Annotated in this window: 16 protein-coding genes; 10 read left to right on the top strand and 6 right to left on the bottom strand. The window is 73.1% G+C overall.

Features of this window, described 5'->3' with window-relative positions; all coding sequences use genetic code 11:
- The first annotated feature begins 152 nt into the window (after nt 1–152).
- Complete coding sequence (locus AWQ71_RS08485; protein ID WP_067129370.1) at nt 153–2,993, top strand: glycosyltransferase family 2 protein; 2,841 nt, start codon at nt 153–155, stop codon at nt 2,991–2,993.
- Entirely contained in the window at nt 2,990–4,453 is a 1,464-nt protein-coding gene (locus tag AWQ71_RS08480; RefSeq protein ID WP_067129368.1) for a DUF5719 family protein, read from the top strand. The genes AWQ71_RS08485 and AWQ71_RS08480 overlap by 4 nt, the downstream gene beginning before the upstream one ends.
- 11 nt (nt 4,454–4,464) lie before the next feature.
- On the opposite strand, the gene AWQ71_RS08475 is transcribed toward AWQ71_RS08480, so the two are convergent.
- Nucleotides 4,465–4,923, bottom strand: a complete 459-nt coding sequence (locus AWQ71_RS08475) for a metallopeptidase family protein (RefSeq protein WP_067129366.1) — start codon at nt 4,921–4,923, stop codon at nt 4,465–4,467.
- 126 nt (nt 4,924–5,049) lie between these two features.
- On the opposite strand from AWQ71_RS08475, the gene AWQ71_RS08470 reads away from it, so the two are divergent.
- The 5 genes from AWQ71_RS08470 to AWQ71_RS08455 all read left to right on the top strand — a co-directional run bounded on the left by AWQ71_RS08470 (nt 5,050) and on the right by AWQ71_RS08455 (nt 9,155).
- Complete coding sequence (locus AWQ71_RS08470) at nt 5,050–5,415, top strand: DUF3499 domain-containing protein (RefSeq protein WP_066933011.1); 366 nt, start codon at nt 5,050–5,052, stop codon at nt 5,413–5,415.
- A gap of 89 nt (nt 5,416–5,504) precedes the next feature.
- Nucleotides 5,505–6,860, top strand: coding sequence for a phosphomannomutase/phosphoglucomutase (locus tag AWQ71_RS08465; protein WP_067129363.1), 1,356 nt, complete (start codon nt 5,505–5,507; stop codon nt 6,858–6,860).
- 5 nt (nt 6,861–6,865) lie between these two features.
- The gene (locus tag AWQ71_RS39980; RefSeq protein WP_084258702.1) at nt 6,866–7,039 is read left to right on the top strand and encodes a Trm112 family protein; all 174 of its coding nucleotides are present in this window, start codon (nt 6,866–6,868) and stop codon (nt 7,037–7,039) included.
- Nucleotides 7,036–8,193 (top strand): SIS domain-containing protein, encoded by a 1,158-nt coding sequence (locus tag AWQ71_RS08460; RefSeq protein ID WP_067129360.1) that lies wholly within the window; start codon nt 7,036–7,038, stop codon nt 8,191–8,193. Before AWQ71_RS39980 ends, AWQ71_RS08460 begins: the two co-directional genes overlap by 4 nt.
- A gap of 32 nt (nt 8,194–8,225) precedes the next feature.
- A complete protein-coding gene (locus tag AWQ71_RS08455; RefSeq protein WP_067129357.1) occupies nt 8,226–9,155 on the top strand; it encodes a cation diffusion facilitator family transporter in 930 nt (309 codons plus the stop codon).
- Between the two features lie 9 nt (nt 9,156–9,164).
- Here the strand turns inward: AWQ71_RS08455 and AWQ71_RS08450 are convergent, their stop codons facing one another.
- From AWQ71_RS08450 to AWQ71_RS08440, 3 genes are all read right to left on the bottom strand, one after another.
- Entirely contained in the window at nt 9,165–9,857 is a 693-nt protein-coding gene (locus AWQ71_RS08450; protein WP_439650364.1) for a response regulator, read from the bottom strand.
- Entirely contained in the window at nt 9,854–11,080 is a 1,227-nt protein-coding gene (locus AWQ71_RS08445) for a sensor histidine kinase (protein ID WP_067129354.1), read from the bottom strand. Before AWQ71_RS08445 ends, AWQ71_RS08450 begins: the two co-directional genes overlap by 4 nt.
- A gap of 78 nt (nt 11,081–11,158) precedes the next feature.
- A complete protein-coding gene (locus AWQ71_RS08440) occupies nt 11,159–11,491 on the bottom strand; it encodes a MerR family transcriptional regulator (protein ID WP_067129352.1) in 333 nt (110 codons plus the stop codon).
- 201 nt (nt 11,492–11,692) lie between these two features.
- Between AWQ71_RS08440 and ahcY the strand changes: the two genes are divergently transcribed.
- A complete protein-coding gene (ahcY, locus tag AWQ71_RS08435) occupies nt 11,693–13,120 on the top strand; it encodes an adenosylhomocysteinase (protein ID WP_067129349.1) in 1,428 nt (475 codons plus the stop codon).
- A 51-nt stretch (nt 13,121–13,171) separates the two neighbouring features.
- Nucleotides 13,172–14,419 (top strand): adenosylhomocysteinase, encoded by a 1,248-nt coding sequence (locus tag AWQ71_RS08430; RefSeq protein WP_067129346.1) that lies wholly within the window; start codon nt 13,172–13,174, stop codon nt 14,417–14,419.
- 163 nt (nt 14,420–14,582) lie between these two features.
- Here AWQ71_RS08430 and AWQ71_RS08425 read toward each other — a convergent pair whose 3' ends face one another.
- On the bottom strand, nt 14,583–15,581 hold the full coding sequence (locus tag AWQ71_RS08425; RefSeq protein WP_067129343.1) for an RDD family protein: 999 nt from the start codon (nt 15,579–15,581) through the stop codon (nt 14,583–14,585).
- Between the two features lie 46 nt (nt 15,582–15,627).
- Between AWQ71_RS08425 and AWQ71_RS08420 the strand changes: the two genes are divergently transcribed.
- Complete coding sequence (locus tag AWQ71_RS08420) at nt 15,628–16,620, top strand: stage II sporulation protein M (protein ID WP_067130345.1); 993 nt, start codon at nt 15,628–15,630, stop codon at nt 16,618–16,620.
- Nucleotides 16,621–16,804: 184 nt separating this feature from the next.
- Here the strand turns inward: AWQ71_RS08420 and AWQ71_RS08415 are convergent, their stop codons facing one another.
- Nucleotides 16,805–18,127, bottom strand: coding sequence for a DUF58 domain-containing protein (locus AWQ71_RS08415; protein ID WP_067129340.1), 1,323 nt, complete (start codon nt 18,125–18,127; stop codon nt 16,805–16,807).
- Nucleotides 18,128–18,131: the final 4 nt, after the last annotated feature.

The raw sequence follows: 18,131 nt of genomic DNA, 5'->3' as shown, positions 1-18,131 counted from the left end.
CGATCGGCGCGTGGCCCCGCCGGCGTTTTAAGGCTCTCGGTTTGATCGGTTCAGCGTGGGGTGCCGTAGGGTTGTCGCGCTTGACCTGAAATCCCCCGCGGTTTCGTGACGTGTAATGAGATCGCGGGACAACCCCCCGAGGACTCATCCACGTGCACTCCGTCACCGCGATCGTCGTCGCTCACGACGGCGCCCGATGGCTCAAGGAGACGCTCGACGCGGTGCTCCGCCAGTCTCGGCCGCTCGACCGCGTCGCCGGCGTCGACAACGGCAGCCGTGACGGAAGCGGCCGGCTCCTCGCCGAAGCGTTCGGCCAGGGCAGCGTGCTGAGCCTGCCCCGCTCCGCGGGGTTCGGCGAGGCGGTCCACGAGGTCGTGCGACGCCTTCCGCGCGCCCAGGGGCAGGAGTGGCTCTGGCTGCTCCACGACGACTGCGCTCCGGACCCGCACGCGCTGAGCGCGCTGCTGCGGGCCGCCGACGAGAACCCCAAGGCCGCGATCCTCGGACCGAAGCTCCGTGACTGGCTCGACCGGCGCGTCCTGCTGGAGATCGGTGTCACCGTCGGCCGATCCGGGCGCAGGGACACCGGGCTCGAACCCCGCGAGTACGACCAGGGCCAGCACGACGGCCCCCACGGCGTGGTCGACGTCCTGTCCGTCTCGACCGCGGGCATGCTGATCCGCCGCGACGTGTGGGAGGAGCTGGCCGGGCTCGACCCGGTGCTGCCGCTCTTCCGCGACGACCTCGACCTGTGCTGGCGGGCCAGGATCGCCGGACACCGCGTGCTCAACGTGACCACCGCCGTCGCCTGGCACGCGGAGGCGGCGTCCCGGCGCCGCAGGCGGATCGCCGTCAGCGACGACCACCCCCGCCGCCTCGACCGGCGCAACGGCCTGTTCGTGATCATAGCGAACCTGCCGTTCCTGGCGCTGGTCCGCTCGATCTTCCGCAACATCGCCGGCTCGCTGGCCCGCACGGTCCTGTTCCTCCTCGCCAAGCAGCCGGCCAACGCGCTGGACGAGCTCGCCGCGCTCGGCTCGGTCCTCGGCCGTCCCGGACGGCTCATCAAGGCCCGGCGGGCGCGGAAGAAAGGCAGGAAACAGGGATATCCCGCGGTCGCGCGGCTGCTCACCCCGCCCGGTGCCACCTGGCGGCGGCTGGCCGACATGGTCCAGCGGTACCTCGCGGGGGAGGGGCCGGTCGACTCGGCCGGGCGGCACCACGCCGCCGGCGCCGCCGAGGACGACGGCGACGAGCTGCTCACCGACTCCGGGCTGTTCCAGCGGATCACCTCCAGCCCCGGGGTGCTGCTCTTCCTCCTGCTCGCCGGGATCACCGTGGCCGCCGCGTGGCCGCTGCTCACCGGCGGCGGGCTGCTCGGCGGAGGCGCGCTCGTCCCGGTCACCGGCGGCGCCTCCGACCTGTGGCGGCTCTACACCGAGAACCACCACGTCGCCGGACTCGGCTCCGACACCTGGGCCCCGCCGTACGTGGCGGTCATCGCGGCGCTGTCCACCCTCTTCTTCGGCAACACCGCGCTGGCCGTGTCCGTCCTGCTGCTCGGCTGCGTGCCCCTCGCCGGGCTCTCCGCGTATGTCGCGACCAGGCGGATGATCTCCTACACCCCGGCCCGGGTGTGGCTGGCCGCGACCTACGCCCTGCTGCCGGTGGCGACCGGTGTGATCGCGACCGGCCGGGTCGGCACCGCGCTGATCCTCATCCTGATCCCGGGCTACGTCGCGCTCGCCACCCGGGTCGTCGCCGGGTCGCGCCGCGCCGCGTGGGGGTTCGGCCTGCTCCTCGCGGTCGGCGCCGCGTTCGATCCGCTCGTCTACGTCATGGTCGCCATCCTCGGCGGGCTCGCCGCCGTGTCCTTCGGCGGCATCCGGCGCGGTGTGGGCCTCTCCCTGGGGATCGGCCTCGGCACGCCGATCGTCCTGCTGTTCCCCTGGCTCGTCGAGATCGTCCGGGAGCCGCGCCGCATCCTTCTCGAATCGGGGCTGGCCGATCCCGCGCTCGCCGACCCACGGGTGAGCGCGGAGGCCCTGCTCATGTTCAACCCCGGCGGGCCGGGGACGCCGCCCGTCTGGGTCACCGGCGGCCTGGTCGCGGTCGCCCTCGGCGCGCTGCTGCTGCGCCGCCACCAGACGGTCGTCGCGATCGGCTGGGGCGTCACACTGTTCGGCGTGCTGCTCGCGGTCGTGGTGGGCAGGCTCGGCGAGTGGCCCGGTGTCCCGCTGGCGTTCGCCGCCACCGGCCTGCTCGTCGCCACCGCGCTCACCGCGCACCGGATCGCCGAGTTCCGCGCGGCGGGTGTGATGCGGCGGCTGGGCGCCCTGCTGATCGTCGTGGTGGCCTTCGCCACGCCGCTGGCCGCGGCCGGCCTGTGGATCGCGGGCGGAGCGGGCGGCCCGCTGCGCGGCGACCTGCGCGACCCCCTGCCGCCGCTCGCCGCCGCGTTCTCGCCGCGCGGCGAACGCACGCTGCTCATGCGTCCCGAGGGCGGCCGCCTGACGTACACGATCCTGCCGGGACGCGCGCCGCTGATCGGCGAGTCCGACCTCCGCTCGCCGGAGGCGGACACCGCCCGGGTCGGCGCGGCCGTCGCGGGCCTCGCCTCCGGCAGGGGCGGCGACGACGTGCGGACGCTCGCCGCCTACGGCATCCAGTTCGTCACCGCGCCCGGCCCCGTGGAGATCTCGCTGCAGCGCGCGCTCGACTCCGAGCCCGCGCTGGCGCGGATGAGCCTCTCGGAGGTGGGCGGGCTGTGGCGCGTGGTCGGCACAGTCACGGTGCCGCGCCCTCCGGCCGGGGGCGACGGATGGCACCGGACCTGGCTGTGGGCGCAGGCGGCCCTGGTCGCGCTCGTGCTGCTCCTGGCCTCGCCCGGCGCCCGTACGGCGGAACAGTACGACGACCACGGCGACGCGCCGGAGCCGGCCCGGACCTCCCGGAGGCGTCCGAGAAACCCCGAGGAGCGGGTGCCCGCATGAAGGGTCTGATCGAGAACCGCTTCGGCCTGCTCGCCCTGGTGCTGGTCGTGCTCGGAGCGCTGTACGGCGTGGCCTTCGTCAGCCGTCCCGCGCCCGTGCCGCCGAAGGCGGCCCAGAAGGTCAAGACGGCGGTGGAGTCGGTGTCCATGGTGTGCCCCGACCCCGGCGGCGGCCGGCTGAGCGTGATCACGCCCCCCGCCGACCAGGGAGCCGGGAACGGCGGGTCCGGCGCGGCCACGGTCGAGCAGATGAAGGGCGGCAAGCCGCTGGCCACGCTCGACAAGGTCGGCGCGCTGTGGCGGCGGGACGTCCCGCTGCGCACCCGGCCGGTCACGGTCGCCGGGATGGGCGCGGCGGCGGCGGGCCTGGAGGCCGCGCAGACCACCCGCGTCACCTCCGGGGCGCTGCGGGGGCTGTCCGGCGTGCGCTGCGTCGAGCCCGGAGCCGAGGCGTGGTTCATCGGGCCCGGCCCGGCCGCCGCCGACATCACCCTCCACCTGGCCAACTCCGACGAGGCCGCGGCCGACGTCGCCGTCATGATCTACGCGGGCGAGGGGCCGGTGCTCTCCGACCGCGGCAACGGCATGGTGATCAAGCCCGGCGAGTACCGCGAGGTCAAGCTGCGCGACCTCGCGCCGTCGCCGCTGGTGATGGCCGTGCAGGTGACCACCAGCGGCGGCCGGGTGGCCGCCGCGGTCCGGGCGTCCCTGGGAGAGGGCCGCGGGGTGGACTGGCTCCCCGCCGCCGCGCCGCCGTCCACCCGCGTGGTCGTGCCCGGCATCCCGGGCAGCGCGGGCCAGCGCGAGCTGTACGTCGCCGCCCCCGGCGAGCAGGACGCCGTCGTCCAGGTGAAGGCGGTGCTGAAGGACGGCTCGTACGCGCTGAAGAACAAGGAGACCGTGGAGGTGCCGGCCGGCTCCACGACCACGCTCGACCTGACCACGGGCGTCGGAGGCCAGGCCGGCGCCCTGGTGCTGACCGCCGACCAGCCGATCGTCGCCGGGATGAGGATGACCGGTACGGGCTCGCGCCAGGACGTCGCCTTCACCGCGGGCGCCGCGCCGATCGACCTCGGCAGCGTGGTCGCCGACGGCGGTCCGGGCGCGAAGTCCGCCAAGGCCGGCGGGCAGCAGTCCCGGCTGGTGCTGTCCGCGCCCTTCGGCGCCGCGACGGTGCGGATCCGGATCCTGCCGCAGAACGGCGCCCCGGCCGCGCCGGTCGAGGTGGCGCTGCCCGCCGCCCGGAGCAAGGAGATCAAACTCAAGCCGCCGGCGGGCTCCGGCTCCGGTTTCGCCGTCCACGTCACGCCGGTGGCGGGATCGGGCCCCGTGTACGGCGGGCGGGTGCTGAGCGAGGACACCCCGGAAGGCGTGCTCCTCACCGTGCAGCCGCTGGCGCAGGCGCGGACCTGGGCACTGGTGCCCGTCACCGCCGAGTGGCCGGGCGCGGTCCTGCCGTAGCCGGCGCGGGGTCAGTGCCGGTCGTCGTACCCGGGGTCGATCGTCTCCGGGGTGAGGCCGAGCAGGCTGGCGACCTGCTCCACGATGACGTCGCTCACCAGCGCCCCCAGCTGGTCGCGGTCGCGCGCCCTCGCCTCAAGGGGACGGCGGTAGACCACCACGACCGCGGGATCCGATCCCGCCGCGGTCTCCGCGCGGCCGAAGGGGATCGGGTCGCTCTCCAGCCGCGCCGGGCCGTCGATCAGCTCGGCCGGCGGCGGCACCTCCTCCACCGCGAACTCCATCGTCGCGAGCTGCTTGCCCCACCGGGGCTTCAGCCGGTCCACCGCGTCGAGGACCAGGTCGTCGAAGCGTTCGCCGCGCGATTTCGCGATCGGGACGTGCGACGGCGCCAAAGGTCCGCGCAGCCCGCGGCCGTGCCGGTCGCGCCGCCGCACCCGGCGCCGGGAATCTCCGCTTCGCTCGCTCACGCGGCCAGCTTAAAGGAGTGGCGGCGCGCCGTACCGAGGGTGAGGCGGTGTCCGGATTGTGGCGACACGCTCGTTAAGAGCGGCAGGGTGGTGGCAATGTGAACGCGGACCGGATACGGTCCCTCCGTGAGCCCCGTCCGCAGCTGTTCCCGTACCGCCTGCAGGCAGCCTGCCGTCTTCACACTCACGTATGTCTACGCCGACTCGACCGCGGTTCTCGGCCCCCTCGCGACGTACGTCGAGCCGCACTGCTACGACCTGTGCGCCGAGCACGCGGAACGGCTCACCGCCCCCCGGGGGTGGGAGGTCGTGCGGCTCCCGTCCGAGCCCGGAGCGCCGAGCGGCGACGATCTGGAAGCCCTCGCCAACGCGGTCCGCGAGGCCGCCCGGCCCGCGCCCGCCGCGGGCGAGCCCGTCGGTCAGGCCGTCGAGGTCGGCCGCCGCGGTCACCTGAGGGTGCTCAAGTCCGCCCAGCCCAACCGGGAGCGGTGACGACGGGCCGGCCGCCGACGGATCACACGCGCCGTGTCGGTGGCGCCTTGTAGGCTCGGGCGCGGCAAATCAAACGATGGGGGGCTGCGGTGGGCGACCTCACCAAGATCTTCAAGGCATACGACGTGCGCGGCGTCGTACCGGGCGAGTTCGACGAGCGGATCGCGGAGGCGGTCGGGGCGGCCTTCGCCGAGGTGACACAGGCGCGTTCCCTCGTGATCGCGCACGACATGCGCGCGTCGTCCGGTCCGCTGGCCGCCGCCTTCGCGCGCGGCGCGACCTCGCGCGGGGCCGACGTGGTGAACGCCGGGCTCGGCTCCACCGACATGCTCTACTACGCCAGCGGCAGCCTCGGGCTGCCCGGCGTGATGTTCACCGCCAGCCACAACCCCGCCCGCTACAACGGCATGAAGATGTGCCGCGCGGGAGCGGTGCCGATCGGCAGCGCGACCGGTCTCGGCGAGATCCGCGACCGCGCCGCCGAGCTGCTGGAGTCGGGCCTCGGCGGCACGCCCGGCGCGGGCACGGTCACCGAGCGGGACGTGCTCGCGGGGTACTCCGCGTACCTCAAGACGCTCGTCGACCTCTCCGGCGTCCGGCCGCTCAAGGTCGTGGTCGACGCGGGCAACGGCATGGGCGGATACACCGTGCCCGAGGTGTTCGCCGGCCTGCCCGTGGAGCTGACCTCGCTCTACTTCGAGCTCGACGGCAGCTTCCCCAACCACGAGGCCAACCCGCTCGAACCGGCGAACCTGGTGGACCTGCAGAAGGCCGTCGTCGAGCAGGGCGCCGACGTCGGCATCGCCTTCGACGGCGACGCCGACCGGTGCTGGGTGATCGACGAGCGCGGCGAGTCCGTTTCCCCGTCCACGATCACCGCGCTGGTCGCGACACGCGAGCTGGCCCGGCACCCGGGCGCCACGATCATCCACAACCTGATCACCTCCAAGGGCGTGCCCGAGATCGTGCGTGAGCACGGGGGCGTCCCAGTCCGCACCCGCGTCGGCCACTCCTTCATCAAGGCGGAGATGGCCCACACCGGCGCCGTCTTCGGCGGCGAGCACTCCGCGCACTACTACTTCCGTGACTTCTGGTTCGCCGACTCCGGGATGCTCGCGGCGCTGCACGTGCTCGCCGCGCTCGGCGGTCAGGAGCGGCCGTTGTCGGAGCTGCTCGGGCGATACTCCCGCTACGCCGCGTCCGGCGAGATCAACAGCGAGGTCGCCGACCAGGCCGCCGCCCTGGAGACCGTGCGCTGGGCCTTCACGGGTCGTGAGGGTGTTACCTTCGACGAGTTGGACGGCCTTACGGTGGACGGCCGCGACTGGTGGTTCAATCTGCGCGCGTCCAACACCGAGCCGCTGCTGCGCCTGAACGCCGAGGCGGCCGACGAGGAGAAGATGGCGGCCGTGCGGGACGAGGTCCTCGCCGCCCTAAGGAGCTGACAGATTTGAAGATCGACGACTGGCTGCTGGACGTCCTCGCCTGCCCGGCGTGCAAGTCCCCGCTGCGGCCGTGCGCGGACGCCGACGAGCTGGCGTGCACCTCCGAGTCGTGCGGGCTCGTGTATCCCGTGCGCGACGACATCCCCGTCCTGCTCGTGGACGAGGCGCGTAAGGCATGACGCTCTCGGGCGGGGCGTCCGTCCCCCGGTTCGACCCGAGCAGGCTCGACGACCAGGGGTGCCTTGCGGACGGCGATCCGTCCGGCATGCTCCGCACCGTGGCGTCCTCGGCCGCCCAGATCCGCACCGCGTACCGCGCCGCGGTGGAGGCGGGGGTGGCCCGGGTGGCCGGGCAGGGCAGGCCGCGCGCCCTGGTGGTGGCGGGCGTCGGCGCCGCGGGGATCGCGGGCGACGTCCTGAACGCGGTCTGCGGGCCGGGCGCGCCCGTGCCGGTCGTGACCGTCCGGGGCTACCGCCTGCCCGGCTGGATCGGCGCGGCCGACCTGGTCATGGTGCTGTCGTTCACCGGGCGGGGCGATGAGGCGCTCGCGCTCGGGGCCGAGGCGGTGCGCCGGGGGTGCTCGCTGCTCGCGGCGGGCCCGGCGGACACCCCGCTCAGCGCGCTCGCCGCGCAGGCCGGGGCGCCTTTCGTGCCGATCCCGTCGGTGGCGGGCCAGCCCCAGGCGACCATGTGGGGTCTCGCGGTGCCACTGCTGGTCGCCGCGTCCGCGCTCGGTCTGACCGACGCGGGCGAGCCGGTCTTCGAGGCGGCGGCGCAGCGCCTTGAGGACATCGCGCACCGGTGCCGGCCGGCGAGCGACTCCTTCATCAACCCCGGCAAGACCCTCGCCATGGAGCTCGCCGACGGCATCCCCATGATCTGGGGCACCGCGCCGATCGCCGCCGTGGCCGCGCACCGGCTGGCGGCGCAGCTCGCCGAGCAGGCCGGCTGTCCCGCCGTCTGGGGCGCGCTGCCGGAGGCCGCGCACGACCAGGCGGGCGTCCTCGACGGACCCCTCGCCGCCCGGGACATCTTCGAGGACTTCGGCGACGACGAGGCGTCCGGCCCCCGGGCGCGGGTGCGGCTGTTCCTGCTGCGCGACGCCGACGAGCACCCGCAGGTGGCCGAGTGCCGCCAGACGTCCCTGCGGCTCGCGCAGGACCGTGGCGTACCGGTCTCGGAGATCGCGTCCGAGGGCGCGCACCCGTTCGAGCGGCTGGCCGCGCTGGTCGGCCTGGGCGATTTCGCCGCTGTCTACCTCGCTCTCGGCTACGGCCTCGACCCCGCGCCGATGTCGGTCATCGCCGAGCTTCGGGCCAGAGTTTCCCAATAGGATCCCTCTGGTCGATTCGTGAGGAGTGTTCTGTGAGCGCGGGTGGCGGTACCAAGGCGATCATCGCGGCGCTGAGCGCCAACCTGGCGATCGCGGTTGCGAAGTTCGTGGCGTTCCTCTTCACGGGATCGTCCTCCATGCTCGCCGAATCGGTGCACTCGGTGGCAGACTCGGGCAACCAGGCGCTGCTCCTGATCGGCGGCAAGCGGGCGGAGCGGGCGCGTACCCGCAGGCACCCGTTCGGCTTCGGGCGCGAGCGCTATTTCTACGCCTTCGTGGTGGCGGTCGTGCTGTTCACGGTCGGCGCCCTGTTCTCCATCTACGAGGGATGGCACAAGATCTCCGACCCGCACCCGGTGGAGGCGCCCCAGTGGGCCTTCGGGGTGCTGATCTTCGCGATCATCGCCGAGGGCTTCTCGTTCCGCACTGCCATCAGGGAGTCGCGCCACCTCAAGGGCGACCACTCATGGTTCTCGTTCATCCGCCGGGCGAAGGCCCCCGAGCTGCCCGTCGTCCTGCTTGAGGACTTCGGCGCGCTGCTCGGCCTGCTCTTCGCGCTGTTCGGCGTGGCGATGGCCGTCGTGACCGGCGACGGGATCTGGGACGGCATCGGCACGTTGATGATCGGCCTGCTGCTCGCGGCGATCGCGGTCATCCTCGCGGTGGAGACGAAGTCGCTGCTGATCGGCGAGAGCGCCGCCCCGGAGGTCGAGGAGCGGATCCGTGCGGCGCTCGAAGGCGCTCCGGAGGTCACCCGGGTCATCCACATGCGGACGCTGCACCTCGGCCCCGAGGAGCTGCTGGTCGCGGCCAAGATCGCGGTCGAGCACGACGACACGGCGGCGCAGGTCGCCCAGGGGATCGACGAGGCGGAGCGGCGCATCCGCGAGGCCGTGCCGATCGCCCGGGTCATCTACCTGGAGCCCGACCTCTACCGCTCGAGCAACGCGCCGGTGAGCTGAGCCCGCCGCTCACTCCCGCGCGCCGCCCGTCCCCGCCCTGACCAGGCCCGTCTCGTACGCGTGGACGACCGCCTGGGTGCGGTCGCGCAGGCCCAGCTTCGCCAGCAGGCGCGCCACGTGCGTCTTCACGGTGTGCTCCGACACCACCAGCTCGGCGGCGATCTCGGCGTTCGACATGCCGCGGGCGATCAGCGTCAGCACGTCCGTCTCCCTGGGCGTCAGCGGCGTGCCGTCCGGTGCTCGGGGGGCGGCCCTGCGGTGCCGCTGCGCGAACTCGGCGATCAGCCGCCGCGTCACCTTCGGCGCGAGCAGGGCGTCGCCCCTGGCGACGATCCGCACCGCCTCCACAAGCGAGGCGGCCGTCACGTCCTTGAGCAGGAACCCGGCGGCGCCGGCCGCGAGCGCGTCGTAGACGTAGTCGTCCAGGTCGAACGTCGTGATCATGATGGGCCGGGTGGGGAGGTCGGCGACGATCCGCCGGACCGCCTCGATGCCGTCCATCTCGGGCATCCGGATGTCCATCAGCGCGACGTCCGGCCGTACGGTGTGGGCGAGCCGCACGGCCTGCGCCCCGTCGGCGGCGGTCCCGGCCACGGTGAGGTCCGGCTGGGCGTCGAGGATGGCGGCGAACGCGCGCCGCACCACGGGCTGGTCGTCGGCGACGATGACGCTGGTCATCGTCGCGGTTGTGGAGTCGGTCATTCGGTCGGGAGCCCCGCGCGGACGAGGAAGCCGCCGTTCGGGCCGGGCTCGGCGCTGAACCAGCCGCCCAGCGCGAGGGCGCGCTCCCGCATCCCGATCAGGCCGTGCCCGCCCGAGGCGGCCGAGGAGGGGCCGGGGCCGTCGTCGGCCACCCGGATGGACAGGAGGTTCGGCTGATAGGCCAGCTCGACGGACACCCGCGCGCCGGGGGCGTGGGCGCGGGCGTTGGCCAGGCACTCCTGGACGATGCGGTAGGCCGACACGTCCACCGCCTGCGGCAGCGGTCGCTCCTCGCCGACGATGTCGAGGTCCACGTCGCCGCCGTGTCCCTCGATGAGCTGCCGTACTCGCTCCAGCCCCGGTTGTGGAGCGAGTACGGTCTCCGCGCCGCTGTCGGCCCGCAGCACGCCGAGCAGCCTGCGCATCTCGCCCAGCGTCTCCCGCGCCGACGTGGCGATCTCGGCGAACTCGGTCCGGACCGGATCGGGGAGGTCCTTGAGCGTGTACGGCGCGGCCTCGGCCCGGACCGCGATCAGCGAGATCGAGTGGGCCACGACGTCGTGCATCTCGCGGGCGATCCTGGCCCGCTCGCCCATGGCGGCCTGCTCGCGCAGCGCCTCCACATTGTCGGCTTGAGCCTGCCGTACCTCGGTCCGGCTGCGCCGTACATCGGCGAGGAACGCCGCCGCGGCCAGTGACGCCGCCGCGGTCAGGATGAAGGGCACAGAGCCGAGCGGCACCTGGCTGATGCCCTTTCCCCACGTAAGGGCGAAGGGCACCGCGAAGGGGAAGCGGTTCCAGAAGGACCAGAAGACCAGGAAGCCGGCGAGGACGATCGCGACACCGCAGAGGAGCCAGGAGATCCTCCGGCGCACCTGACGGAAGACCGTGTAGGCGGACAGCAGCCCCGATGCGTAGACAGGGCCGGACAGGCCGAAGATGTTGCCGCCTCCGAGGTACACCAGGCCGAGCGCGCCGAGGGCGGTCAGTCCCACGACGACGAGGGGCATGGGACGGCGCAGGATGTGCGGGAGGGTGGCGAGCCCGGCCGCGAGCACCTGGAGGGTGTTGAGGTAGCCGAGGAACGCCCCGAGCTGGTCCAGCGCGAGGAGGAAGAGGCTGACACCGATGACGATGTCGAGGAGAGGGGACTCGATGATCCTCCGGAGATCGAGACCCGCCACCTGCCGATCTACCTTGTCGAGCTTCGCCGTGAGATTCATGACGGGAATTGTGGTGGATGTCCGGATAGGGCGTCGTCACTCTTTCGAGTGAACTCACCCACTGAGTCATCGGCCAGGTCAGCGGTTTCTGAGCAGGCGCAGGGCCTTCTCCTTCTCGAAGTCCAGCGCCCGGCGCGGGGCCTGGATGCGGCCGATCCGCACGCCCAGGTCCCGTACGGCCTGGGCGACCGCGGGCTCGGACATCGCCCGGAGGGCGAAGGCCAGTTCGGCGGGGGAGACGTCGAAACGGCGCTCCAGCTCCAGGGCCTGGCCGACGGCCCCCAGTTCCTCCGGGCCGAACCTGCGGTGCGCGCCCTGGTCGCGGATGGGCGGCAGCAGCCCCAGCGCCTCCCTGTACCGCAGCATGCGAGGCGACATGCCGAGCCGCTTGGCCGCCTCTGTGATCCGCATCGGGCTCCCCGCTCCGTTCCCCGTTCCCCCGGCGACGCCCCGTCGCGTGACGTCCCCGTGGCAACGGTAGACACCGCGGCGGCCCTTTGGCAGCCCCGGAGGCGTGAACCTTACATTCTTGTGTCAGGTTCGGACCTCTCGGCGTGCGTCGTGCCGCGCGGGACGCCTAAACTCGCAGGCGACTGATACGGAGGGACACACATGGACTTCAAGGTCGCCGACCTTTCACTTGCGGAGTTCGGCCGCAAGGAGATCCGACTCGCTGAGCACGAGATGCCCGGACTGATGGCGACCCGCAGGGAGTACGCCGCCGCGCAGCCGCTCAAGGGCGCGAAGATCATGGGCTCGCTGCACATGACGATCCAGACCGCCGTGCTCATCGAGACGCTGGTCGCGCTCGGCGCCGACGTCCGCTGGGTGAGCTGCAACATCTTCTCGACGCAGGACCACGCCGCCGCCGCGGTCGTCGTCGGCCCCGAGGGTACGGTCGACAACCCCTCCGGCGTGCCGGTCTTCGCCTGGAAGGGCGAGACCCTGGAGGAGTACTGGTGGTGCACCGAGCAGGCGCTCATGTGGCCCGACGGCTCCGGCCCGAACATGATCCTCGACGACGGCGGCGACGCCACGCTCCTCGTCCACAAGGGCGCCGAGTTCGAAGAGACCGGTGTCGTGCCGGTCGCCGATGAGAACGACCCCGAGGAGTGGGGCGTCATCCTCGAGACGCTGCGCCGGACGGTCTCCGACGACAAGCGGTGGACCCGGATCGCCGCGGACATCAAGGGCGTCACCGAGGAGACCACCACCGGCGTGCACCGCCTGTACGAGATGCACAAGGCGGGTCGGCTCCTCTTCCCGGCGATCAACGTCAACGACTCCGTCACCAAGTCGAAGTTCGACAACAAGTACGGCTGCCGCCACTCGGTCATCGACGGCCTCAACCGCGCCACCGACGTGCTGATCGGCGGCAAGGTGGCCGTGGTCTGCGGCTACGGCGACGTGGGCAAGGGCTGCGCCGACGCGCTGCGCGGCCAGGGCGCCCGCGTGATCGTCACCGAGATCGACCCGATCTGCGCCCTGCAGGCGGCGATGGACGGCTTCCAGGTGACCACGCTGGAGGACGTCGTCGGCATCGCGGACATCTTCGTCACGACGACCGGCAACTTCGGCATCATCACCGCCGAGCACATGTCGCAGATGAAGCACCAGGCGATCGTGTCCAACATCGGCCACTTCGACAACGAGATCGACATGGCCGGGCTGACCCGCATCCCGGGCATCGAGCGGAACAACATCAAGCCGCAGGTCGACGAGTGGATCTTCCCCGACGGCCACTCCATCCTCGTGCTGGCCGAGGGCCGCCTGATGAACCTGGGCTGTGCGACGGGCCACCCGTCCTTCGTGATGTCGAACTCCTTCACCAACCAGGTGATCGCCCAGATCGAGCTGTTCACCAAGACCGAGCAGTACCCGGTCGGCGTCTACGTGCTGCCCAAGCACCTGGACGAGAAGGTGGCCCGGCTGCACCTCGACGCGCTCGGCGTCAAGCTGACCACGCTGACCAAGAAGCAGGCGGAGTACATCGGCGTCGACGTCGAGGGGCCGTACAAGCCGGACCACTACCGCTACTGATCGAGCAATCCGGCCGGACCCGGGCGGGACGACCGGCGGGCGGGGACGACGATGACGGCGCGCGAGCTGACCGACCTGATCGAGGCGGGCGAGCGGCGCATCGGGTGGGCGCGGCGGTCGATGCCGGTGCTCACCGCGATCGCCGCGCGCTTCGCCGACGAGCGGCCGCTGGACGGCCTGCGCGTCGCCGCCTGCCTGCACGTGACGGCGGAGACCGCCGTTCTGATGGGCGCGCTCCGGGCGGGCGGCGCGGAGATCGCGCTGGCCGCCTCCAACCCGCTGTCCACGCAGGACGACGTCGCCGCCGCCCTCGGCGCGTACGGCATCGCCGTACGCGCCCGGGCCGGAGTGGACATGGAGACGTACTACCGGCACATCCACCAGGCGCTGGACGTCTCCCCGGACATCGTGCTCGACGACGGGGGCGACCTGGTCAACATCCTGCACACCGAGCGCACGGAGCTCGCCGTGCGCGGCGGCTGCGAGGCGACCACGACCGGGATCATCCGGCTGCGGCAGATGGCCGCCGAGGGGGCGCTGGAATTCCCCGTCGTCGCGGTCAACGACACCCGCACCAAGCGGATGTTCGACAACCGGTACGGCACCGGCCAGTCCACCCTCGACGGCATCATGCGGGCCACGAACGCGCTGCTCGCCGGGCGGACCGTCGTCGTCGCCGGGTTCGGATTCTGCGGGCGCGGCGTGGCCGAGCGGGCCAAGGGGCTCGGTGCGCGGGTGGTCGTGACCGAGATCGACCCGGTGAAGGCGCTCGACGCGGCGCTCCAGGGCTACGAGGTGCTCCCGATGGGGCGGGCCGTGCGGGTGGGCGACGTGTTCGTCACCGTCACCGGCAACCGCGACGTCATCCGGGGCGAGCACCTGTCGGTGATGAAGGACGGCGTCATCCTGGCCAACGCGGGCCACTTCGACGTCGAGATCGACGTCCGCGCCCTGGAGGGGCTGGCCGCGTCGGTGAACTACGGGGTGCGCCCCAACGTGGACGAGTACGTCCTGGCGGACGGCAAGCGGCTCCTCCTGCTCGCCGAGGGCCGCCTCGTCAACCTGACCGCCGCCGAGGGGCACCCGGCCGCCGTCATGGACATGTCGTTCTCCGCCGAGGCCCTCACCATCGCCTGGCTCGCCGGTGAGGCGGATCGGCTGCCGCCCGGCGTGTACGACGTGCCCGCCGACATCGATGCCGAGGTGGCCAGGCTCAAGCTCGCGGCGACCGGCATCGCGATCGATGAGCTGACCGCCGAGCAGGAGGACTACCTGCACTCCTGGCGCGCCGGCTCCTGAGCACGGGCGGCGCCCGGGCGGTGCTTCCCGGCGGTTGAGTCGGGTGGAGACGGCCGGCCGCCTCTGTCCCTATGCGGCCGGCCGCCTCCACCCTGCCCCCTTGCGGGCATGCCCTTGTCGCCCGCAGATCGTCACATGTGCCCCGTTTTGCGGCCTCTACACCTCAATTTGGCGGGACGAATCCCCCCGGAGTGGGGCCGGCGGGGTCCGAAGGAGGCGGCGGGTTCACGGGAGCCGGCGCGCCGCCCTGGGGAGCGCCCCCGTGCGTGCCCCCGTGTGTGCCGCGGTGAGGAGCGCCCCCGTAGGGAGCCCCGTCATACGGCGACCCGCTGTACGGAGCCCCGTCGTATGGGGACCCGCCATAGGGCGACCCGTAGGAGGCACCGCCGTACGCGGCTCCGAAGGGCGGCGCGGCGGCCCTGGCCTGGGCGAGGCGCAGCTCCTCGCGGCGGCGTCGCTCCGCCAGGACGGCGGCGAGATAGGTGTGCGGCGGCAGGCCGGGCGGCGGCGGGGGAGCCACCACGGCGGACACCTGGCCCGCGATCCGGACGCCCATCTGGTGCCGTATGTCCGGGCCGAGCTGGTGCCACCGGCTCAGGTACTGCCGGGCCGTGTCGGCCAGCTCACCGGTGAGCTGCGACAACTGCAGCGAGGCGGCCCACGGCGCGAGCCCCGGCGGCATCTCCGGCGGCGGCTCCTGGCGCGGCCCGCGCTCGGAGATGACGATCGTGCCCGCGAAGACGTCTCCCAGCCGCTTGCCCCGCTGGTTGACCAGCGACGTGATGAGCGCGGGCGCGCCGAAGAACATCCAGAACTCCAGGAAGCCCGCGAGCCCCCGGAACAGCGCCTGCCGGAACCGCTCGGGCCCGCCGTCGTCGCCGACCACACGCAGGCCCATCGCCAGCTTGCCGAGGCTGCGCCCCCTGCTCGCGGTCTCGAAGGCGACGGGATAGCCCACCAGCACGAGCACCGTCACCAGGATCATCAGCCCCGTCGCCAGCGCCGTGTCCGTGACCACAGACGCGCTGCCCAGCAGGATGTACATCAGGATGAGGGCGGCCCACTGGACGACCCAGTCGATGAGGAGCGCGACGCCCCGGGTGGGGAGCTGCGCGATCCGCACCTCGACGACGACGGCCTCGCCGGTCACAACATCGGCCACATACCGCACCCTACTGGGGCATTAGTCGATCGATAGAGTGCCCACCGTGGACATCGATGCGTTCGTCGCGGCCCATCGGCCCGCCTGGGACCGGCTGGAGGACCTGGTACGGCGCCGCCGCCACCTCGCCGGGGCCGAGGTGGACGAGCTCGTCGAGCTGTACCAGCGGGTCGCGACCCACCTGTCCGTCGTCCGTTCGGCCTCGACCGACGCCGTCCTGGTCGGCCGCCTCTCCTCGCTGGTGGCGCGGGCCCGCTCGGCCGTGACCGGGGCGCACACGCCCGCCTGGCGGGAGGCGGTCCGGTTCTTCACCGTCTCGTTCCCCGTCGTCGCCTACCGCGCCCGGCGCTGGTGGCTCGGCGCCACCCTCGCGTCGCTCGTGGTCGCGTACGTGATGGGCGCCTGGGTGGCGGGCAACCCGGACGTGCAGGCGGCCGTCGGCACCCCCGAGGAGATCAGACAATTAGTCGAGCACGACTTCGCCGACTACTACTCGGAGAACCCGGCCGCCTCGTTCGCGGGACAGGTGTGGATCAACAACGCCTGGGTGTCGGCGCAGGTCATCATCTCGGCCGTCCTCCTCGGGCTGCCGATCCCGTACATCCTGTGGCAGAACGCCGCGAACGCGGGCCTCATCGGCGGGTTGATGACCGCGCATGACAAGGCGGACGTGTTCTGGGGGCTGATCCTCCCGCACGGCCTGCTTGAGCTGACCGCGGTGTTCCTCGCCGCCGGGGTGGGGTTGCGGCTCGGCTGGACGGTCATCGACCCGGGGCCCCGACGGCGGGGCGAGGCGCTGGCGGAGCAGGGGCGGGCGGTGATGAGCGTCGCCCTCGGCCTCGTCGTCGTCCTGTTCGTCTCCGGGCTGATCGAGGCGGGCGTCACGCCGTCCGGGCTGCCGACCTGGGCGCGGATCGGCATCGGCGTGCTGGCCGAGGTCCTCTTCCTGGCCTACGTGGTCGTGTTCGGCCGCCGGGCCGCCCGTGCGGGCGAGACCGGCGACATCGAACGCGCCCCCGACCTCGCCCCCACTGCCTAAGGGCGCCCCGAGCTCGCGCCGGCACCACCAATCGTTACGGCGCCCAACCACACACCCGCGAGGGGCGCGGCGGTGTCTGGACTGAGGAACGAGCGGGCTGAGGGACGAAGCCCCGAGTGACGAGGGAAGACATCGCCTGAGGGCGCCCCGAGCCCGCCGAGCGAAGCGAGGCCAATAGACACAGCTAGAGGCGGCCGGCTGCCTTCAATGCCAGGTAGGCGTCGGCGAGTGCCGGGGCGAGCTCCTCCGGCGGGGCGTCCACCACCTCGACCCCCTGCCCGCGCAGCCGGGCGGTGATCCAGCGCCGTTCGCCGCGCAGCCGCTCGGCCGCCGCCGCGTCGTAGACCAGCTCCGCCGTACCCCGGCCGGAGGCCATGTCCGCCACCCGCGGGTCGGCGACCGCCGCGACCAGCACCGTGTGGCGGGACGACAACCGCGGCAGGACCGGCAGCAGGCCCTCCTCCATCGCGGCGGCGTTCAGGTCGGTCAGCAGCACCACCAGGCAGCGGCGCTTCGCCCTGGCCAGCACGGCGGAGACCATCCCCGGCGCGTCGGCCTCCACCAGCTCGGCCTCGATCGGGGCCATCGCGTTGACCAGCGACGACAGCAGGTCGCTTCGGGACGCCCCGGACAGCCAGGCGCGCACCGTGCGGTCATGGGCGAGGAAGTCGACCCGGTCGCCCGCCCGGGCCGCGAGGGCGGCGAGCAGCAGCGCGGCGTCCATCGACCAGTCGAGCCGGGGCCAGCCGGACGGCTGCCCGGGGTGGGGCGCCACGCCGACGCGTCCGGCCGACGTGCGGCCGGTGTCCAGGACGATCAGCACCCGCCGGTCACGTTCCGGCCGCCACGTGCGCACCACGACGTCGCTGCGCCGGGCGGTGGCCCGCCAGTCGATCGACCGTACGTCGTCGCCGACCACGTACTCGCGGAGCGAGTCGAACTCGGTGCCCTGGCCCCGGACGAGCGCCGGGTGGCGGCCGTCCAGTTCCCGCAGCCGGGCCAGCTTGCCGGGGAGGTGCTTGCGGCTGAGGAACGGCGGCAGCACCCGCACCGACCACGGGACCAGGTGCGACCCCTGGCGGGCGGCCAGGCCCAGCGGGCCGACCGACCGTACGGTGACCGTGACCGCCTCACGGTCGCCCCTGCGCGTCGGCGTCAGCGTGGTGACCAGGCGGCGGCGTTGCCCCGCGGGGACGTCCAGCTTCAGGTGGCACGGCGCCGCCCCCGCCGACGGAGGCCACGCGTCGCGCACCACGCCCTTGACGCGGCGGCGGCCGGGGTTCTCCACGACCAGTCCGACCGTGACCGACTCGCCGAGCCGTACCAGCCGCTCGCCGTCGCGGTGGAGGCGCAGCCCGCGTACGCCGCCGGCGAGCAGCAGGTCGACCGCCACGAGTACGGCGAGCAGCAGCGCGAGCCCCAGCACGGCCACGGGCGGGGCGGGCGCCACCAGCACCACGAGCGCGCCCAGCGCCGCGAGCAGGCCCGCCCGTCCGGTCAGTGCCACCGCC

Source organism: Microtetraspora malaysiensis, from assembly GCF_001528665.1.
GTDB lineage: Bacteria > Actinomycetota > Actinomycetes > Streptosporangiales > Streptosporangiaceae > Microtetraspora_A > Microtetraspora_A malaysiensis.
This window is presented reverse-complemented; position numbering and strand designations above follow the sequence as displayed.